General features: G+C 55.9%; 16 protein-coding genes. 8 read left to right on the forward strand and 8 right to left on the reverse strand.

Annotated features, from left to right (window positions below; all coding sequences use genetic code 11):
* Positions 1-3: 3 nt before the first annotated feature.
* The 3 genes from SD425_RS12200 to SD425_RS12210 all read right to left on the reverse strand — a co-directional run bounded on the left by SD425_RS12200 (position 4) and on the right by SD425_RS12210 (position 2,386).
* Positions 4-522: an acyl-CoA thioesterase gene (locus SD425_RS12200; protein ID WP_324678919.1), complete on the reverse strand. Its 519-nt coding sequence runs from the start codon at positions 520-522 to the stop codon at positions 4-6.
* 64 nt (positions 523-586) lie between these two features.
* Positions 587-1,645, reverse strand: a complete 1,059-nt coding sequence (locus tag SD425_RS12205; RefSeq protein ID WP_324678922.1) for a TlpA disulfide reductase family protein — start codon at positions 1,643-1,645, stop codon at positions 587-589.
* Positions 1,646-1,732: 87 nt separating this feature from the next.
* Positions 1,733-2,386: a protein-L-isoaspartate(D-aspartate) O-methyltransferase gene (locus SD425_RS12210; protein WP_324678923.1), complete on the reverse strand. Its 654-nt coding sequence runs from the start codon at positions 2,384-2,386 to the stop codon at positions 1,733-1,735.
* Between the two features lie 168 nt (positions 2,387-2,554).
* Here SD425_RS12210 and SD425_RS12215 point away from each other — a divergent pair, with 168 nt between their 5' ends.
* The 3 genes from SD425_RS12215 (at position 2,555) to SD425_RS12225 (ending at position 4,937) form a co-directional block, all read left to right on the forward strand.
* On the forward strand, positions 2,555-3,973 hold the full coding sequence (locus SD425_RS12215) for a sugar transferase (RefSeq protein WP_324678925.1): 1,419 nt from the start codon (positions 2,555-2,557) through the stop codon (positions 3,971-3,973).
* A gap of 112 nt (positions 3,974-4,085) precedes the next feature.
* A complete protein-coding gene (locus SD425_RS12220; protein ID WP_324678927.1) occupies positions 4,086-4,676 on the forward strand; it encodes a riboflavin synthase in 591 nt (196 codons plus the stop codon).
* 54 nt (positions 4,677-4,730) lie between these two features.
* On the forward strand, positions 4,731-4,937 hold the full coding sequence (locus SD425_RS12225; protein ID WP_324678930.1) for a hypothetical protein: 207 nt from the start codon (positions 4,731-4,733) through the stop codon (positions 4,935-4,937).
* A 104-nt stretch (positions 4,938-5,041) separates the two neighbouring features.
* On the opposite strand, the gene SD425_RS12230 is transcribed toward SD425_RS12225, so the two are convergent.
* Together SD425_RS12230 and hemF are read right to left on the reverse strand one after the other, a co-directional pair.
* On the reverse strand, positions 5,042-5,647 hold the full coding sequence (locus tag SD425_RS12230) for a phosphatase PAP2 family protein (RefSeq protein WP_324678933.1): 606 nt from the start codon (positions 5,645-5,647) through the stop codon (positions 5,042-5,044).
* Positions 5,640-6,536, reverse strand: a complete 897-nt coding sequence (gene hemF, locus SD425_RS12235; RefSeq protein ID WP_324679535.1) for an oxygen-dependent coproporphyrinogen oxidase — start codon at positions 6,534-6,536, stop codon at positions 5,640-5,642. Before hemF ends, SD425_RS12230 begins: the two co-directional genes overlap by 8 nt.
* Before the next feature lie 294 nt (positions 6,537-6,830).
* On the opposite strand from hemF, the gene SD425_RS12240 reads away from it, so the two are divergent.
* Entirely contained in the window at positions 6,831-9,002 is a 2,172-nt protein-coding gene (locus SD425_RS12240) for an alpha-ketoacid dehydrogenase subunit alpha/beta (RefSeq protein ID WP_324678935.1), read from the forward strand.
* Positions 9,003-9,070: 68 nt separating this feature from the next.
* On the opposite strand, the gene SD425_RS12245 is transcribed toward SD425_RS12240, so the two are convergent.
* Together SD425_RS12245 and SD425_RS12250 are read right to left on the reverse strand one after the other, a co-directional pair.
* A complete protein-coding gene (locus SD425_RS12245) occupies positions 9,071-11,590 on the reverse strand; it encodes a BamA/TamA family outer membrane protein (RefSeq protein WP_324678937.1) in 2,520 nt (839 codons plus the stop codon).
* Between the two features lie 234 nt (positions 11,591-11,824).
* On the reverse strand, positions 11,825-12,577 hold the full coding sequence (locus SD425_RS12250) for a DeoR/GlpR family DNA-binding transcription regulator (RefSeq protein ID WP_324678939.1): 753 nt from the start codon (positions 12,575-12,577) through the stop codon (positions 11,825-11,827).
* A 310-nt stretch (positions 12,578-12,887) separates the two neighbouring features.
* Here SD425_RS12250 and SD425_RS12255 point away from each other — a divergent pair, with 310 nt between their 5' ends.
* The 3 genes from SD425_RS12255 (at position 12,888) to SD425_RS12265 (ending at position 16,943) form a co-directional block, all read left to right on the forward strand.
* Positions 12,888-14,513 carry a glycerol-3-phosphate dehydrogenase/oxidase gene (locus tag SD425_RS12255; protein WP_324678940.1) on the forward strand — a complete coding sequence of 542 codons (1,626 nt, stop codon included), beginning with the start codon at positions 12,888-12,890 and terminating at the stop codon, positions 14,511-14,513.
* 136 nt (positions 14,514-14,649) lie between these two features.
* Positions 14,650-16,215, forward strand: a complete 1,566-nt coding sequence (gene glpK, locus SD425_RS12260; RefSeq protein ID WP_324678943.1) for a glycerol kinase GlpK — start codon at positions 14,650-14,652, stop codon at positions 16,213-16,215.
* Positions 16,215-16,943, forward strand: a complete 729-nt coding sequence (locus SD425_RS12265; protein ID WP_324679537.1) for an MIP/aquaporin family protein — start codon at positions 16,215-16,217, stop codon at positions 16,941-16,943. Before glpK ends, SD425_RS12265 begins: the two co-directional genes overlap by 1 nt.
* Positions 16,944-17,046: 103 nt before the next feature.
* On the opposite strand, the gene SD425_RS12270 is transcribed toward SD425_RS12265, so the two are convergent.
* A complete protein-coding gene (locus SD425_RS12270) occupies positions 17,047-17,622 on the reverse strand; it encodes a nitroreductase family protein (RefSeq protein ID WP_324678945.1) in 576 nt (191 codons plus the stop codon).
* Positions 17,623-17,874: 252 nt separating this feature from the next.
* Between SD425_RS12270 and SD425_RS12275 the strand changes: the two genes are divergently transcribed.
* A complete protein-coding gene (locus tag SD425_RS12275; RefSeq protein WP_324678947.1) occupies positions 17,875-18,624 on the forward strand; it encodes a superoxide dismutase in 750 nt (249 codons plus the stop codon).
* Positions 18,625-18,738 lie beyond the last annotated feature (114 nt).

Here is an 18,738-nt window from a genome sequence, read left to right on the forward strand (position 1 = left end):
GGGTTATTCGAGTTCAAAAAGGGCTTTTAGCTCGTTCGCGTCGCGCGGGTGCAACCGTCCTGCTAGTACTAAGCGCAACTGGCGCCGCCGCAGGGCTCCTTCATACAAGCTGATTTCGTCTGGTGTCTCCGGCGTTGCTTCCGGCACGTCGATGGGACGGCCCGATTGATCAACGGCCACGAAGGTGAAGAATGCCTCGTTTGATTTGAACTTGGTGCCATTCGGTACGTCCTCCGACCACACCTCAATGTGCACTTCCATCGACGAGCTGAACGCGCGTGTTACTTGTGCCTGCAAGGTAATAACGTTGCCCAGCCGAATGCCCGCCTGAAACGACACGTTATCGACGGAAGCCGTCACGACAATGCGGTTGGAGTGGCGCTGGGCGGAAATAGCGGCGGCAATGTCCATCAGGTGCATCATGCGGCCGCCCATCAAATTGTTGAGCGTATTGGTATCGTTGGGCAGCACCAACTCGGTCATGATTACGAACGAGTCTTTAACGGGCTTTTGTTTGCGCATTCAGGTGAGAATTATTCAGCGGAAATTTCGCTGTAAAGATAGAACAAGCGTTCCGTCCACTTACCTAGGGCTTAGGGGAAAGTGTCTTAAGCTTTTGCTCCAAAACTGCCAGATCACTCGTGCGTTCTACCACTATTCCCTGTTGATCAAGCAACAAGTAAGTTGGAAACGCATTGATATTATACTGCTCAATAACCCCCTTATCACCTTTTAGATCAGAAAGCTGAAGCCAGGGTATCTGTTGCTTTCGGATCGTTTGCTGCCAAATCTGCTTATCATCGGCAGCTTCCATCCCAATCCCGATGACCTGTACTTGCGACGCATATTGGGTTTGCAGCCTTTTAAGGTGAGGTATGGCCTTGATACAAGGTCCGCACCAGTGTCCCCAGAAATCTAATACCACATATTGCCCGCGAAAACGACTGAGCGATACAGCTACGCCGGCCGTATCTGGCATGGTAAAATCTGGGGCTTTGCGGCCTACTATAGGCTGATTTTTTAAGATGGTTAGTCGTTTAGCGGCATCCGTTCCTTGCAAGCTAGCTTGTACATCGGGCGAAAGAAGATGCTGGAGCTGCTCGTATTGTTCGATTGGAGTAGCATCGTAGCGCATTTGCCAACCAAGCAGCCAAGCGCTGGTGCGAGCTTTGGGGTGCGCTTTGATAAACGCCAGTGTTGCTTTCCGATTTTGTGCTTCAAGCGCTTGCATGGAGTCAGGATGAGCCTGCATTCGTTGCTCAAATTGCCATTCTACCTGTTGGTTGTGCTCGGTAGACACTTGGTTTTCCAGCGTACCTAGAGCCGTCAGATGCCCAGCATTACTCATCGTGCCGGCAACCGTGATGGTGCCTGGCTCATACCAGATTGTGGAGAAGCGTTGAGGGATAAGTTGGAGGTTGATAATGCCGTCATCACTAGGTTTAGCTAGGTAACTAAAATGGTCGTTGACGGCACGAACGGTATCACGGCGCTGGATGCCCTGCTGCTCATAGAAAAAAGTCACCGTTTGGTTACCTAGCCCCTTGATGTTCCCTATTATATGGCAGGCTTTGACAGTTTGCCCAATGACCTTTTCGGACATGATCAAACAGAACAGGGCACACAGTGTAACAAGTTTAGACATAGAGTAATCGGCTTGAGTGAAAGCAGCAGTAAATCAAGGAAATATAGGAATTTCTTATTGCGATTACCTAGGTACTAACTCGAACTCTTATCCTTGCCACCCCGCCTTCCCCAGCAGCGGCACGAAGCGGAACTCCTCAAACACTTCCCGCGAAAACTCTGATTCGCTCTCGCGCACCACGCGCATCATGCGCTGCACTTGCGCGTCACCAACCGGAATAACCAGCGCTCCACCAACCCGCAACTGGTGCAGGAGCGTGCGCGGAATGTTGGGTGAGCCGGCCGTGACTAAGATCTTATCAAAAGGTGCGTGGTCGGGCAGGCCCAGGGAGCCGTCGCCGCAGAACAGGTGCGCCGCCTGGTGTAAGCTCGCCAGGCGGCGGTGCGCACGTTCAAACAGCACCGGCTGGTACTCAATGCTGTATACCTGGGGCGTGAGCTGGAGCAGCACGCAGCACTGATAGCCCGAGCCCGTTCCGACTTCCAGCACCCGTTCCTGCCGACCTAGGTCGAGCAGCTGCGTCTGGTAGGCCACAGTATAGGGCTGCGAAATCGTTTGGCCCTCCCCAATGGGGAAAGCTTTGTCTTGGTAGGCGTGCTCCTGAAAAGCGGATTCAAAAAACAGGTGGCGGGGTACGGTAGCCAAGGCTGCCAGCACCCGCTCGTCGTGGATGCCTTTGCGGCGAAGCTCGGCCACCAGCGTGCGCCGCAACCCGCGGTGGCGATAACTATCAGCGTGCATGAGGGAAGAGTGGAAAGGGCATTGTCGGGTTCCGGTTTATTGCCCTACCTTTGCGACGGTGCAAAGCAGGCGAAAAGGCCCGCAGCGCAGCACCAGCCGCGAAAATACGGCTTCCATCTCACAAATCAACTTGCCTACCGGGAGTGCCCGGATGGGCTGCTACCACCCTTGATCCGTACCTTCCAAAAACTGAAGCTGATAGGCGCCGATTTCGGAGCGGCGTTGTTGGCTTGGATTTGTTTCTTTTTGCTGCGCAAGTACTTGCTCAGCGAATTTATCGAAGGGTATCATTTCACAGAAAGCGCATTCTTTTTCCTGGCGGGCTCGTCGGTAATGATTGCCGTGTTCTGGACGGTGCTGTACGTGCTGATTGGAGAGTACCAGAACATTTTTCGGAAGTCGCGCTTGGCAGAGATTATCCGCCTAGCCCGGGTTTCGGTCATCGGGGCCGTCATCATTTTCTTTGTGCTGCTGCTGGATGATGAAGGAGTAAAGAATTATCAGCTTTATTATAAGACGATTACAGCTTATTTTCTGCTGCACTTCTCCATCACGGCCATCTTGCGTACCTGGGCTGTGTCGAGCGTACAAAAGCTGGTGTACAGCGGTGCTATTTCCTTTAATACACTGCTGGTTGGTTCCAACGCCCTAGCCCGTGACACTTACCACGAACTGCAGCGCACGGGTCGGCACCTCGGGTTGAAGCTCGTGGGTTTCGCGCCTGTGGGCGACACTGTTGATCCGGAGCTGGCGGCGGAGCTGCCGGCGCGGGGTTCTTACCTGCGCCTGCCGGCCCTGATTCGGGTGTTGAAAATTGAGCAGGTGGTGATTAGCATTGAGCCTAGTGAGCACCGGATGATTCAGCAGATTCTAACCCTGCTTGAAGGTACGCCTGTGCGCGTGAGCATTCTGCCCGACCTGTATCAGATGCTGCTAGGGTCGGTGAAAGTGAACCACTTATTCGGCACACCGCTCATCGAAATCAAGCACGACTTGTTGCCCTTGTGGCAGGAGGTAACCAAACGATTATTCGACGTGGTGCTGTCGGTGCTGTTTCTGCTTTTTGCCTGGCCGGTGTATGCCTTCACAGCCTTCATGGTGAAGCTTTCCTCGTCGGGGCCGGTGTTCTACTCGCAGGAACGCATTGGTCGGCACGGCGTGCCTTTTCGCATCTATAAGTTTCGCTCCATGTACGTGGATGCCGAGAAGATGGGCCCTGCCCTGAGTTCCGACCATGACCCGCGCATCACGCCCTGGGGCCGATTTATGCGCAAAGTCCGGCTCGATGAGTTACCGCAATTCTGGAACGTGCTCAAGGGGGATATGAGTTTGGTGGGGCCGCGCCCCGAGCGGCAGTTCTTCATCGACCAGATTGTGAAAGTAGCGCCTCACTACCGCCACTTACACCGCGTACGGCCCGGCCTCACGAGTCTAGGTCAGGTAAAATACGGCTACGCCGAAACCGTCCCGCAGATGGTGGAACGCCTCAAGTTCGACATCCTCTACATCGAAAACATGAGTCTAGCTATGGACTTCCGCGTCTTTCTCTACACGCTGAAGATTATCCTGGAAGGCCGAGGTAAGTGATTGTCAGTGAACAGTTACTAGTGAGCAATTGTAAATTTCTCAACGGGAAGAAATAAGATAGCTCCAATAATTGTTCATTGCTCATTGCTCATTGATAACTGTTCATTGATTTATGTTCACCGGAATTATAGAAGCCCTAGGCACCGTAACGGATGTTCGCGCTGAAGGCACCAATCAGCACTTTACCATTGCCTCGCCTTTCGCGGCGGAGCTACAGATCGACCAAAGCGTGGCCCATAACGGCGTATGTCTGACGGTCGTAGGCGTGGATGTAGCGGCCGGTACGCACGTGGTGACGGCTATCGACGAGACGTTGCAGAAGACAAACCTAGGTCACTGGGGGCCTGGCAAGCGCGTGAATCTGGAGCGCTGCCTCTCGGCTAATGGCCGTTTCGACGGCCACATCGTGCAGGGACACGTTGACCTGACTGCCGTGTGCGAAAGCGTGGAAGATCAGAACGGTAGCTGGCTCTACCGCTTCCGCCACGAGCCGGGGCCCGGCCGCGTGACGGTGGAGAAAGGCTCGATCTGCATCAATGGTACCAGTCTCACCTGTTTTGATAGCACCGACGACAGCTTCTCGGTGGCCATCATTCCCTACACGTATGAGCATACCACCTTTCAAGATCTGCGCCCCGGCGACACGGTCAACTTGGAGTTTGATATCGTGGGGAAGTACGTGGCGAAACTGCTAGGAAAATAGCTAACCTCCTTGGCAGCAGCTGCGTAGTGATAAGAACATCAACTTGTTCCTGTCATGTCGAAATCCAAACGCGAGCTGATAGAGCCCACCCCCGGCGATAAGCGCTACGTGCGCCGCAACGCGAAAGGCCAGTTCACCAGTGAAGTAGATCTGCACCGTTCCTTGTCGGATGACGACCGCAAAAACTCACGCGTCACCAGCAAGCCGGGGCAGGGTGACCGAGGCGACGGCCATACCGGAAATCGTAAGCCGGCGAAGTAGTCCTAAACACAAAACAGCCGTTGCTAGATGATTTAGCAACGGCTGTTTCTTTATGTGCGTCAGAGGAGAACCTACGGCGACGATGTTGCCAGTGCTTCTACGCGCTAGCGCAACTGAATTTTCTTGCCTATTGAAGCGGAAAAGCCTGGCCACCATCTAGCTTCGCCGCGGCGGTAGAGCTCGGCTGTCAGCCAAGCTAGCAAGCTACCCAGCGTGGCACCGGCTAGCACGTCGGAAGGGTAGTGGGCACCTAGGTACATGCGACTGTACGAGACCAACATGGCCCAGATCAGCAGCAATACCTTAGCCACTCGGTAGCGACGCGGCAATATCAGCCCCAGGAACACAACCAACGCAAACGAGTTGGCCGCGTGAGAGGACAAAAAACCGAACTGTCCGCCGCAGCCATTGGCCAGATTAAGCGAGGCCGATAGCATAGGATCGTGGCAGGGGCGCAACCGAGCGAAGTACGGTTTGAAAAAGCGGCTCGAAATGAAATCGGCGAGGCCAACGCTCGCGCCAAGTAGGGGCAACAGGAGCAGAGCGCGCTGCTGGTAGAGGTAAGCCAGCACGATCAGGATGACGAGGTAAGCAGGAAACCAAACGAAGCGCTCCGAAAAAAAGACCATCCACTTATCCAGCAGCGGTGAGTGATGGTTGTTGGCGGCCACTAAGAGCCAACGGTCTACGTTTTTTATCGATTCAATCAAGGGGAGCAGAATTCGGGGCGGGTGATGCAACCCAGTTGACGCCTTTGCGCAGCCAAGCTTGGGTAGTAGCTTCGGGCGAACCAGGCGTGGGCTGAAGGTTGTAGTGCCATTCACAACGCGGTGGCAGGCTCATCAGGATACTCTCGGTGCGTCCGCCCGTCTCTAAGCCAAAGCGCGTGCCACGGTCGAAAGCTAGGTTGAACTCGGCATAACGGGCGCGGCGCACCATTTGCCATTTCTCCTCCGCCTCCCCGAAAGGCAGATCCTGGTTCTGGCGCATCAGCTCCGTATAAATCGGCCCGAATGCGTCGCCGACGCTCCGCACGAAGGCAAAAAGCTGCTCGGCTCCACCCTCTTTGCCAACGGTCAGGCGGTCGAAGAAGATGCCGCCCACGCCGCGGGTTTCCTGGCGGTGTGGCAGGTAAAAGTAGTCATCGGCCCAGGGCTTGAAGCGGGCGTAATAGCTAGGGTCGTGCTGGTCGCACACCGCTTGTAGCTGCTCGTGAAACCAACGGGCTTGCAACTCATCCACGTAAATAGGCGTCAGGTCGATGCCGCCGCCGAACCACGCTTCCCCATTGCCCGCTTCGAAGTAGCGCACGTTCATGTGCACAATCGGCACGCGGGGGCTGCGCGGGTGCATCACCACCGACACACCCGTGGCGAAGAACTCCGGATTGGGCATCAGCAGCGCCTTGGCGGCTTGGGCGCTCATCTCACCGTGCACGGCCGAAAAGCCCACGCCGCCTTTCTCGAGCACGGCGCCACCTTCGAGCACGCGGGAGGTGCCGCCGCCGCCGCCATGCCGCTCCCACACATCCGTCTGAAAGCTAGCTTGGCCGTCGGCTGCCTCCAACTGGGCACACAAGCGGCGCTGAAAGTTGCGCATCCAGTCTTCGACGGCAGTACGTTGCCCCGCGTTGGAGGCGAGGAGAGAAGGTGAGGGAGAGTATTCCACGGGAAAGAAATTCGATTGCTAAGAGGCCGTACGGAAAGGAGCAGCTGTAGCGTTGGGGTGAGGCGAGAAGCGTACTGCTCACCCGCCGTAAACCTGCTCAAAAAGTCCGGTTAGCCGTTCGAAGGCACGTAAGCACGCGTAAGTACCAGCAAAATTACGCAGAAAACGCCGCCAGCGGTCAACTGTAGCCGCGAAGCTGTAAATTCGTTCGTTCTAATTCTGCCGATGTCCACCCCATCTAACGCACCTTTCGAGTCTAGTTTTACGGCGCAGCCTGCCACTCGGCTCGCCGAGGCACCCGACCGCAGCACGCTCCTGCACGCGTATCGTCTGATGCGCACCGCCGCCGAGCTAGCCCATCTGTACGAAGAAAATAAAGCCGTAACGGGCCGCTACGTCCATGCTACGGCCCGTGGCCACGAAGCTATTCAGCTCGCTGCCGCCTTCCACTTGCGCCCCACCGACTATGCCGCGCCCTACTATCGCGACGATGCGCTGCTGCTCGGCCTCGGCCTAACACCCTACGAGTTGATGTTGCAGCTCATGGCTAAGCGCGACGATCCATTTTCCGGTGGCCGCACTTACTACGGGCATCCTGCTCTGCGGCGTCCGGGCTTCCCCACGATTCCGCATCAAAGCTCGGCTACGGGCATGCAAGCTATTCCGGCTACGGGCATGGCTCATGGAATCAAGTACTTGGAGAGCCAAGGTTTGTCTGGGAGCGAGCAAGTGGAGCAGGCCAAACGGGGTGATGCCACTAGCGGTATTGCTCAATTGCCGAAGCCTGTCGTGCTGTGCTCGATTGGCGATGGCGCCATGACGGAGGGAGAAGTATCGGAGGCGTTGCAGATGGCGGTGCTGCACCAACTGCCCATTATCTATCTGGTGCAGGACAACGACTGGGGCATCTCGGCAACGGGCCGCGAAATGCGCGCCATGGATGCGTATGAGTTTGCGGCCGGCTTTAAAGGATTGCACCGCTTACGTGTCGACGGGGCAGATTTCAGTAGCAGCTACGTGGTGCTAGCCAAAGCCTTCGACTACGTACGGCGCACCCGGGGGCCAGTGCTTGTGCACGCCAAGTGCCCATTATTGGGCCACCACACCAGCGGCGTACGCCGCGAGTGGTACCGCGGCGACAACCTAGCCACTCACGCCTTGCTCGATCCATTGCCCCGCTTGCACCAACAGTTGCTGCACCTAGGTATCAGTGAGGCTGAGCTACAGCAACTGACCGAAGAAGCACGGGCGCTGGTAGCCACCGATTTTGAACGAGCCCAAGCTGCACCTAGCCCTGACCCAGCCACGTTTGCCGACCACGAGTTTGCCCCACCTGCCGTAACTAAGGAAGCTGGGGAGCGTGCGCCGGAAGGTGCTGCGAAGGTGCTCATGGTAGATGCTGCCTTGCACGCCGTCGATGAGATTTTGGGGGAGTTTCCCGAGGCGTTGCTCTACGGCCAGGATGTGGGCGGCGAGCTAGGGGGGGTGTTCCGCGAAGCTGCCCTGCTGGCGAAAAAATACGGCGACACCCGCGTTTTTAATACGCCCATTCAAGAAGCCTACATCGTCGGTTCGACGGCGGGCATGTCAGCGGTAGGCGCGAAGGCCATTGTGGAAATTCAGTTTGCTGACTACATCTGGCCCGGTCTGAATCAGCTGGTGGAGGAACTGAGCAAATCGTGTTACCTGACCAACGGCCAATTCCCGGTACAATCCCTGATCCGGGTGCCCGTTGGCGCTTACGGCGGCGGTGGGCCTTACCATTCGGGGTCCGTTGAAAGCACTTTGCTCACCATTCGGGGCATCAAAGTAGTATATCCGAGCAACGCCGCCGATATGAAAGGCTTGTTGCGAGCAGCGTTTCTCGACCCGAACCCTGTGGTGCTGCTGGAGCATAAGGGCTTGTATTGGAGCAAAGTACCGGGTACGGAAGAAGCTAAAACCATCGAGCCCGCGGCTGGCTACGTTATTCCACTGGGCAAGGCGGCCATTGCGCAAGCCGCCGACCCGGAGCAGCTCCGGCGCGGCGCTACCTGCGTGGTCATTACCTACGGTATGGGTGTGCACTGGGCCAAAACAGCTAGCCGTGCTTTCCCCGGCCAGGTCGAAATTCTGGACCTGCGTACCTTGAGCCCGCTCGATTTTGACGCGGTAGAAATGGCCGTGCGCATTCACAGCAAAGTGCTGGTGCTCACCGAAGAACCGCTGTTGAACTCCTTTGCTGAGTCCTTGGCCGGCCGCATTCAGCGCACGTGCTTCTGGGACCTTGACGCGCCTGTATTTATGCTTGGCGCAGCTAATCTGCCCGCTATAGCTCTCAACGTCGACCTGGAGCGCCAAATGTTGCCCACGGCCGAAAAAGTAGCTGCCGCGCTGGAAGAGTTGTTGAAGTATTAGGGATTGGATGGTTGAGTTGCTAAATGGGTGATTAACACGTTAACCATTTAGCAACTCAACTACTTAACCTAGAAGGGGTACCCGATACCTAGGTTGAAGGCGGTGGGGGCGTCTTGGTTGATGTTGTTGGGGTTGCCAGTGCGCAAGCTGAACTTGCGCAACACCCAGTTGCTGCCTTCAGCGGTAGGATCGTATACCTTGGTGGCAATGTCTAGGCGCAAAATCAGGAAGGTGAAATCCAGGCGGATACCGATACCAGAGCCTACGGCGAACTGCTTGTAAAACTGATTGATCTGGAATTCAGCGCCTTTTCGAAATTCATTTTTCTGCAAGCTCCACACGTTGCCGAAGTCTGTGAAAACGGCGCCTTTAATGAAACTATACACCGGAAACCGGTACTCAAGATTACCTTCCAGCAAGACCTCACCAGGCTGCTCCACATTGTAGTTGCGAACTAGCACCGACTGCCCGTCTTGTTCGACATTGTACTTGGTAGCATATCCACCTGGACCTAGCCGCCGCGGCCGCCAGGCACGCACGCTAGAGGCGCCTCCAGCGAAAAAGTATTTGTCGTAAGGAATAATGTACTGCTGAAGTTTTACAGTCTCTTGCTTCTCGGGGTCGTAACGGTCGACGGTGGTAGTACTCAGCGCATGGGCAACGCCGCCGTTGAAGCGGTACACAAAGAAGGACTGCGGAGCTAGCTTTATATAGCGTCGGTAGTCAATGGCCAGCCGCGCAAAGTTGTAGACCTGAATGTTGCGGTCGTTGAGCAACCCCTGATACAAAGACCGAGTCAGACCGCCTATTTCCACAAACAGGCGGTAGTAGCGCGCATCCCGCGTTTGGTTGAAGTCGTTGGAGTTATAGAGCGAAGTAGCGTTCATACTCGGTACGAACTGCTGCGTGAAGCTGCGAATAAGCGGGCTGCCAGTCAGGGCCAACGAATCAAGCTGCCGTTGGAAATAACGAGCAATATTTCTGGCATTAACTAAGCTAAGGTCTACTGGCGTTAGCACATATTGGTGATATGCCGAGCGCTGCCAGATATAATCATAGGTGCCTTCTAGGTTAGTCCGCGTGTACTCGGGGCGCTTCACGTAAGTGTACGTTCCGTTCAAGCGCGTCTTCGGGTTGTAGCGCGTCAGATAGCGGTTGGCCCGCCAAGGAACCAGGAACTGAGGAAGAATCAGGCTCGCGTTAGCGCCGAGTTGAGTGGTAAGCACGCTCTGGCCATTCAGGCGGTTATACTGACCTTCGAAACCGGCGCGCAGCCCTAGCTCCAGGCTTTCGGCGCCCCCAAATACGTTCCTGATTTTTAGGCGGACGTTCGCAAACGGGCCTGGTTTGCCCGACACGTAGGTGCCCCCTAGCTCGGTGGTTTCCTGGTATTTCTTCGTGGGAGAAGCATTAATGAAGGCATCGAGCTGGCGACTAGTTGTGTCGCCTTCTCCCGTCCGCACCCGGCGGTAGCTTACCGTATTGAAGCGAAAAATGTCGAGGTCGGCGAGCTGACGCTGGGTTAGGATGGTGTTCTGAATGTTGTACAACTGGCCGGGGCGGACTGCTAGCTTACGGTCCAGTACTTTGGTGCTAAAGCGATGCTTATAAGCTAGGTAGCGGACTGAATCCCGCACAATCGTGTCGCGCGTGACGCCGAAGCGCGTAACGCCGGCATCCGTCAGGAAGTTAACGTTGCGAATCGTGTAAATCTGGTGGGGCTCATTCGGTCCAGGATTAGCGATGAACGTGCGCAGGCGCACGGTACCGGGCGTGTAGCTGGTATCAGCTTCTAGCGTAATGTACTGGGAGCGAAAATCGTAGTAGCCCGAGTTTTTAAGCAGCGTTTCGATGCGGGAGCGTTCCTGCCCAATAACTTCTTCGTTGTAGCGGTCGTGCAAGTGCAGCAGCGAGGTCGCCTGATTTGTCAGTACAAGATGGGCCACCGCCGAGTCGGCAATGTCGTAGTCGAGGCGCTCGTAGGTAAAGGGCTTGCCTTCCGTTACGTGCAGGGTAACGGTTACCTGCCGATCTTCCACCGTATCGGTAGCTAATACGTGGCTGCGGAAAAAGCCTTGTGACTTTAGAAACACACCGATCTGCTGGACGGTGGCGCGGGTGCGGGCGGTGTCGTAGACTACCGGCGCTTCCCCGATGCGCATGATAGCGTTGCCTTTATCAAGAGCCAACTGGTGACGCTGTACGTGCTGCTCCCGCTTGGTTAGCAGCTTGCCTACCTTCACCGAGTCGGGGCGGGCAGCCTGAATTTTAGCGTCGAATTTGCGTTGGTCTTTGTTGATTTCCCGACGAATACGGACGGAGTCGTAGAACAGCGTGCCGAACTGGTAGATACCTAGCTTCGGCAGCGGAAACTTAGAGTTAGGCTTTTGCTGATACAAGGCTTCTAGGCGCTCCTCGTTGGCCTGCTTCACACCCTCTAGCTTGATTTTACTCAGCAAATTCTGACCCGGTTGGAGCAGCTTAGTAGGCGAACAGCCAATGAGCAACCCTAACGCTAAGCTGGTGAGCAGCCCGCGCCAGTTTGCCAGGGAAGAAATAACCCGCGCCCAACGGATCGTAAAAGGCAAGTTTGGTTTCAAAAGAAGTAGCGAAATACGTACGCGTGCTGCACCGGCAATGGAGCAAGCTCCGACTCGGCATTTTCCTGATGAACGAAGAAAAAGCGCTGAGCAGGTGCTAAGTTCCGAGATTTTGTTGAACCCCGCCGCAATACTCTTGCCAGTTGAGCTATGAATTTTCTGGGAGCAAAATACCTAGGGTCGTGCCTAGCCACCACGATATGGGCTAGGCCAAGCGCTTGGTTACACAATCGTCAGCGCAATGCCTTGTTCTTCCAGCCGCTTCGCGTCCGGCTCCGCAATGCCAGTATCGGTGATGATACGGTGAATCTGGTCGAGTCCGCAGATACGACCAAAGCCCCGTTTGCCGAATTTAGAGGAGTCGGCCAGCACGATGATTTCCTGAGCCGCTCGCATCATGGCTTGGTTGAGGCGGGCCTCGTTGATGTTGGTAGTGGTCAGCCCAAAGTCGAGGTCGATACCATCAACGCCCAGGAACAGCTTGCTGCACGAAACATCGGCCAGCACCTGCTCGGCGTGCGGGCCCGTGACAGAAGAGGAACTATGGCGCAGATAGCCACCAAGTTGCATCACCTCAATTTCGGGGCGCTGCACGAGCTCCAGCCCCACGTTGAGCGCCGAGGTGATGACCGTCAAGGCTAGGTTCGGCGGGATGGCGCGGGCCAATGCCACCAGCGTAGTGCCGGAGGCAATGATAATAGCCTCCTGCGCGCTGATAAGTCGCGCCGCCGCGTTAGCAATGCCTAGCTTTTCGTCAACGTTAAGCAACTCCTTCTCATTGACCGGCCGATCCTTGATATACGGATTTTCGAGGGCCGCCCCCCCGTGGGTGCGGAACAGCAAGCCTTTCTCTTCCAGTAATCTTAGGTCCTTACGAATCGTAACGGCAGAGACATTCAGCGCCTCGCACAGGTCAGGAACTTCCACGTGCTTCTGCGCCTGCAAGCGTTGCAGTATAAGTTGGTGCCGTTTCATGCTAGGAGGATTCATCGAGGTAAAAGTATCCATTTCGCCCTTCGGAATAACACAACCAGCAACCTAGCTTCCTTGCTCGGCGAACATAAAGTAGAAGCTAGGTTTCCTAATAAAATTGTAATCGAAAGGAAACGAAAGATATTTTGTTAGCAGCCTAGGTGCCAAAAGGGCTTCCTTAGTCTGTTTTATGCTTTGTTAAGAATGAGGTTGGCGTATTGATTGAAAGAAAGCGTATGTGAAACTTGTTTCATTTAGTTTCGTTTTACATATTTATAGAATAGAACGAAATTTGACAATACAAGACAAAGCTATGCGTAACGATAAGCCAACCGTTTCCTTTCGCCGCGAAGCCCTTTTGCAGCAGTTGGAAAGCCAGCCCGTGTGGGACCTGATTGTGATAGGAGGGGGCGCCACGGGTCTAGGAGTAGCGCTGGACGCCATTAGCCGGGGCTTCAAAACGCTGCTGCTAGAGCAAGTCGATTACGCTAAAGGCACCTCCAGCCGCAGCACCAAGCTGGTACACGGTGGAGTGCGATACCTAGCGCAGGGTGACATAGCACTGGTGCGCGAGGCCTTATACGAGCGGGGCTTGCTGCTAAAGAATGCCCCGCATTTAGTTAAGAACCAGGATTTTATTATTCCAAATTATGAGTGGTGGGGTGGGCCTTTCTACACCATCGGCCTGACGATGTACGATCTGCTGGCTGGCAAACTCAGCCTAGGTTCGTCGGTGCATTTAAGCAAAAAAGAAACCCTGAAGCGCCTCAGCAATATCAAAGCGGAGGGCTTGAAAGGAGGCGTACTCTACCACGACGGGCAGTTTGACGACGCGCGTTTAGCCGTCAACCTAGCCCAAACGGCTATTGAAGAGGGCGGTACCTTGCTTAACCACTTCGACGTGCGTGGCTTGTTAAAAGATGCGCAGGGCAAGATTTCGGGCGTTATAGCCGCTGATCAGGAAACTGGGAGCACCTACGAGCTGCCCGCCAAAGCCGTCGTAAATGCCACCGGTATTTTCGTTGATGAGATTCTGCAAATGGACAAGCCCGGCGCCAAGAAGCTGGTGCGGCCAAGCCAGGGCGTGCACATCGTGCTCGACAAATCGTTCCTGCCTGGCGACGACGCCATCATGATTCCGAAGACCGACGATGGACGCGTGCTCTTTGCTGTGCCGTGGCACAACCGCGTCGTGCTCGGCACCACCGACACGCCCTTGAACGAGCACAGCCAAGAGCCGAAAGCTCTGGAAGAAGAAATCGACTTCATTCTGCGCACGGCAGCCCGCTACCTTACCCGCGCCCCCAAGCGCAGCGATGCTCTGAGCATTTTCGCGGGGCTGCGCCCGTTGGCGGCCCCGCAAGGCGACTCGGCTAAAACCAAAGAGATTTCGCGCAGCCACAAGATTCTGGTGTCCGAAGCGGGCCTGATTACCATCACGGGTGGCAAATGGACCACTTACCGTCGCATGGGGCAAGATACTGTCGATAAGGCCATTGCCTTAGGCAAGCTGCCCGCAGCTGAAAGCCAAACGGCCCACATGCCTATTCACGGTGCCCAGGAAACCACAGACCGCAGCAACCACCTCTACGTGTACGGCACCGACCAACCTGCTTTGCAGCAGCTTATGGCCGCCCAGCCCGAGCTAGCGGAGAAGCTAGATACGAGCCTGGAGTTTCTGAAGGCGGAGGTGGTATGGGCGGCTCGTTATGAAATGGCCCGCACGGTAGAAGACGTGTTGGCCCGTCGGGTGCGGGTGCTGTTCCTAGATGCCCAAGCGGCTATTCGGATGGCGCCGGAGGTCGCCTCTTTGCTAGCCCAGGAGCTAGGTTACGATGCTCAGTGGCAAGAGGAACAAGTGGCGGCCTTCCACGCCGTAGCGCAAAATTATCTGCTCCAGGCGCAACCTCAGCCTGTTCGCATTAAAGAAGAAGCGTAACTGCTTCTTCTTCCGTGTTTATTACCGCAAACGTTTTAGTTTTAGGCTCCACGGAGTAGCTGAGCAACGGAGTACTACCGTTCAACCGCTCCTCAGTCACTACGTGCGAAGCCACCTAGCCACTCAGTTACTCTCTATGCAGCAGTTCATCCTTGCCCTCGACCAGGGCACGACCAGCTCCCGCGCCATTCTGTTCGATCAGAAAGGACACATCGTTTCGCAGGCGCAGAAGGAATTCACGCAGATCTTCCCTAAGCCAGGCTGGGTGGAGCATGACCCACTGGAAATTTGGTCGACGCAGGCGGGCGTGGCTGCGGAGGCAACGGTGAAGACGGGCCACAACGGCAGCAACATTGCTGCTATCGGCATTACCAACCAGCGCGAGACGGTGGTGGTGTGGAACCGTAAGACGGGTAAGCCGGTGTACAATGCTATTGTGTGGCAAGATCGGCGCACGGCCGAATACTGCGACCAACTGCGCACGGAAGGCCACGAGGAGATGATTCGGGGCAAAACGGGGCTGCTGCTCGACGCCTATTTCTCGGCCAGCAAAGTGCGCTGGATCTTGGATAACGTAAAGGGCGCCCGCAAGAAGGCCGCCGCTGGCAAGCTAGCTTTTGGCACCGTGGACAGCTGGCTCATCTGGAACTTCACCCAGGGTGAGCTGCATGTGACCGACGTGACGAACGCTTCGCGCACCATGCTCTTCAACATTCACTCCTTGGAATGGGATGACGAACTGCTGGCCCTGTTTGATATTCCGCGCAGCATGTTGCCGCAGGTGTGCCAGTCGAGCGAGGTGTACGGAGAAACCAAAACCACGGTATTTGCCTCCAAAATTCCCATTGCAGGTATCGCTGGCGACCAACAAGCGGCGCTGTTTGGGCAGCAATGCGTGAGCCCCGGTATGGTAAAAAGCACCTACGGCACCGGCTGCTTTATGCTAATGAATATTGGCTCGGAGCCTAGAGTGTCGCGGCATAACTTGCTTACCACTCTTGCTTGGAAGGTAGATGGGCAGGTTCAATACGCGCTGGAAGGCAGCATTTTTATTGCCGGCGCCGTGGTACAATGGCTACGCGACAACCTAGGTATTATCAAGAACTCGGCGCAGGTGGAGCAACTGGCTAAGCAAGTCAGCAGCTCGGAAGGCGTGTACTTCGTACCGGCGTTTGCTGGGCTCGGAGCACCCCACTGGGACCCTTATGCGCGGGGCGTTATCTTCGGTATGTCGCGGGCTACGAAGGCGGCGCACATTGCCCGGGCCGCTCTGGAAGCCATTGCCTACCAAACCCGTGATGTGCTTAAAGCCATGGAAGCCGACTCCGGCCTGCCCATCGCCGAGCTGCGTGTTGATGGTGGCGCCACCATCAACGAAATGCTGATGCAGTTTCAGGCTGACGTGTTGAACACCAAAGTAGTACGACCCCGCATGGCCGAAACAACAGCCCTAGGTGCTGCCTACCTAGCGGGCCTAGCCGTTGGTTACTGGAAGAGCCTGGAGGAAATCCAAGCCCTAAGTCACGCCGAAACGGTGTACAATCCTAAAGCTAACCGCACTGGCATCGAGGAAGGTGTCGAAAACTGGGACCGGGCCGTGCGGGCTTTGCGGGTGTGGTCGAAGGTACCCGAGCCAGCTCCTAAGGCAGCCTCCGCTGCCACCGAACCTGTGGTAAAATCTGAAACGGCCGACGTGCAATGATGAGTCCCGCTGTCGCAGAATTCGTCGGCACGGCAGTGCTGATCTTGCTGGGGGATGGGGTAGTGGCGAACGTAGTACTAACCGACACCAAAGGCCACAACAGTGGCTGGATGGTGATTACCACGGCCTGGGCGCTGGCGGTTTTTGTGGGGGTAGTCATTGCCGGGCCAGCTAGCGGCGCCCACCTTAGTCCGGCCGTAACGGTGGGGCTAGCCGTCGCGGGCAAATTTGCCTGGGCGCTGGTGCCTAAATACATAGCCGCGCAATTTGCCGGGGGCTTCGTGGGTGCCGTGCTCGTGTGGGTGCTTTACAAAGACCACTTCGACCGTACTTCGGAAGCCGGATTGAAGCTAGCGGTGTTCTGCACGGGCCCAGCCATCCGCAATCATCCGCTTAATCTACTGAATGAAATCATTGGAACCGCGGTGCTGGTACTCACGGTGTTCTATATCGCGGGGGCAGAAATCACCTCGACGCACACGCCCGTAGGGCTCGGCTCGGTAGGCGCGTTGCCGGTGGCCCTGGTCGTATGGGTAATCGGGCTAGGGTTGGGGGGCACCACAGGCTACGCGCTCAATCCCGCCCGCGACTTAGCCCCGCGTCTAGCGCACGCGGTGTTGCCTATTCGTGGCAAAGGCACCAGCGAATGGGGCTACGCTTGGATTCCGGTGGTGGGGCCGTTGCTCGGGGCTATACTGGCCGCGGTGTTGTACGGGCAGCTAGGCTAGGGTACCTAGTTGTTGTTGTAAGAGCTCGTGACTATCAACACAAACGCCCCACCGTGGTAGACACAGCGGGGCGTTTGTATTAGCGTTAAAGCAACGGTTAGCCTTATTCTGGTAGTTCGTTCTGGAATGCAAACTCAGCCAGGGGCTTGCGCTTACGTGCTGCCGTTTCGCGGGCGCGGAAAGGCTCGTCAAGCTGATCGGGCGTGCCTACGTACCCAAGGGAAATAAACGCCACTGGCTCCAGGCTCTCGGGCAGGTTGAGTACTTCGCGGGTACGAGCCATATCGAAGCCGCCAAGCACGTGGCCGTGCAAACCTAGGGCCGTAGCTTCCAGGAACAGCGTCGCATTCGCCGCGCCCACGTCGTGCATGGCGGTGCGGTTCAGGTTGCCATTATCGTAGTGCGTTTTCACGAGTGAAAGCATCAACACGGGTGCGTGCTTAGCCCAGGCTTGGTTTGCCGGTAGCAAGCAGCTCAGTAGCCGGTCAAACGCTTCAGTGTCCGACTTATGCGCGTAGATGTAGCGCCAAGGCTGCTCATTCATCGCGCTGAAGGCCCAGGAGGCAGCTTCCAGCACTTGTTCCAACGTTTCGGGAGCAACTGGCTGCGCCGAGAAAGCGCGCGGGCTCCACCGTTGGCGAATCAGTTCGTGCACGGGATAAGTGGTGGTCGTTTCCATGATAAAAGTGCCGTAGAGGCGGTTAGCCTGCCAAGAGGCAGATAAAATGCTAGATAAAACTCAGTTCATTTGAACCGATGTGCAATAATACTGTATATACATTAAATGTACATACATAGTTTCATTTTTAAGTTTATCTTATTCATTGTACGTTGCGGCAGCAAATAGAAAATTTAGCCTTGCGTCGCGCGTTTCGCGTAGAAAGTGCGTTCAAGCGTTCTGCTTGCCTTGTTCCCTGTTCCTCTTACGTCCATGCTGAAACGAGATTTCCTGAAGAACGGTCTACTGACCGTAGCTGGGGCTTTATTGAGCCCCGCGGTGCTAGCCCGTGTTCACGACGAGCAACTCTTGCGCGAAGCCCGCGCCACACCTATGGCTGATGGTCCTTTTACGTTGCCTCCGTTGCCGTACGCTTTTGGTGCGCTAGAGCCGCACATTGATGCGCGCACGATGGAGATTCACCACGATGCTCACCACAAAACCTACGTTTCCAAGTTGAACGAGGCAGTGGCTGGCAAACCCGAAGAAAAGCTGACCCTAGCGCAGCTATTGGCCTCCGCTAGCAAGCAGCCCGACGTCATTCGTAATAATGCCGGTGGCCATTGGAATCACTCCTTTTTCTGGCAGCTGCTAGCCCCGAAAGCTGGTGGTAAACCATCTGGCGAACTAGCTACGGCCATCACGAAAGATTTTGGGTCTTTTGAGAAGTTCAGCGAGGAGTTCACGAAAGCGGCCACCGGTCGCTTTGGCTCCGGCTGGGCTTGGCTGATCTACGACCCAAAAGCCAGCAAGCTAGCGATTACTAGCACGCCCAACCAGGATAATCCGCTAATGGATTTGCCTGGTATACAGCGTGGCACCCCGGTGCTAGGCCTCGACGTGTGGGAGCACGCCTACTACCTGAAGTATCAGAACAAGCGCCCCGACTACGTGAAAGCCTACTGGAACGTGGTGAACTGGTCGGAAGCGGGTAAGCGCTACGAAGCAGCTCGCAAAGCGTAATCATTTTTTAGACGAAAAGCCGCTCTGATAACCACCCCTGGGAGGTCGTCGGAGCGGCTTTTTGCGTAGCGCAGGAGTTAGCCAAGGCATTTTATAAGCACAACAGTCAGCCGC

This window comes from Hymenobacter sp. GOD-10R, from assembly GCF_035609205.1.
GTDB lineage: Bacteria > Bacteroidota > Bacteroidia > Cytophagales > Hymenobacteraceae > Hymenobacter.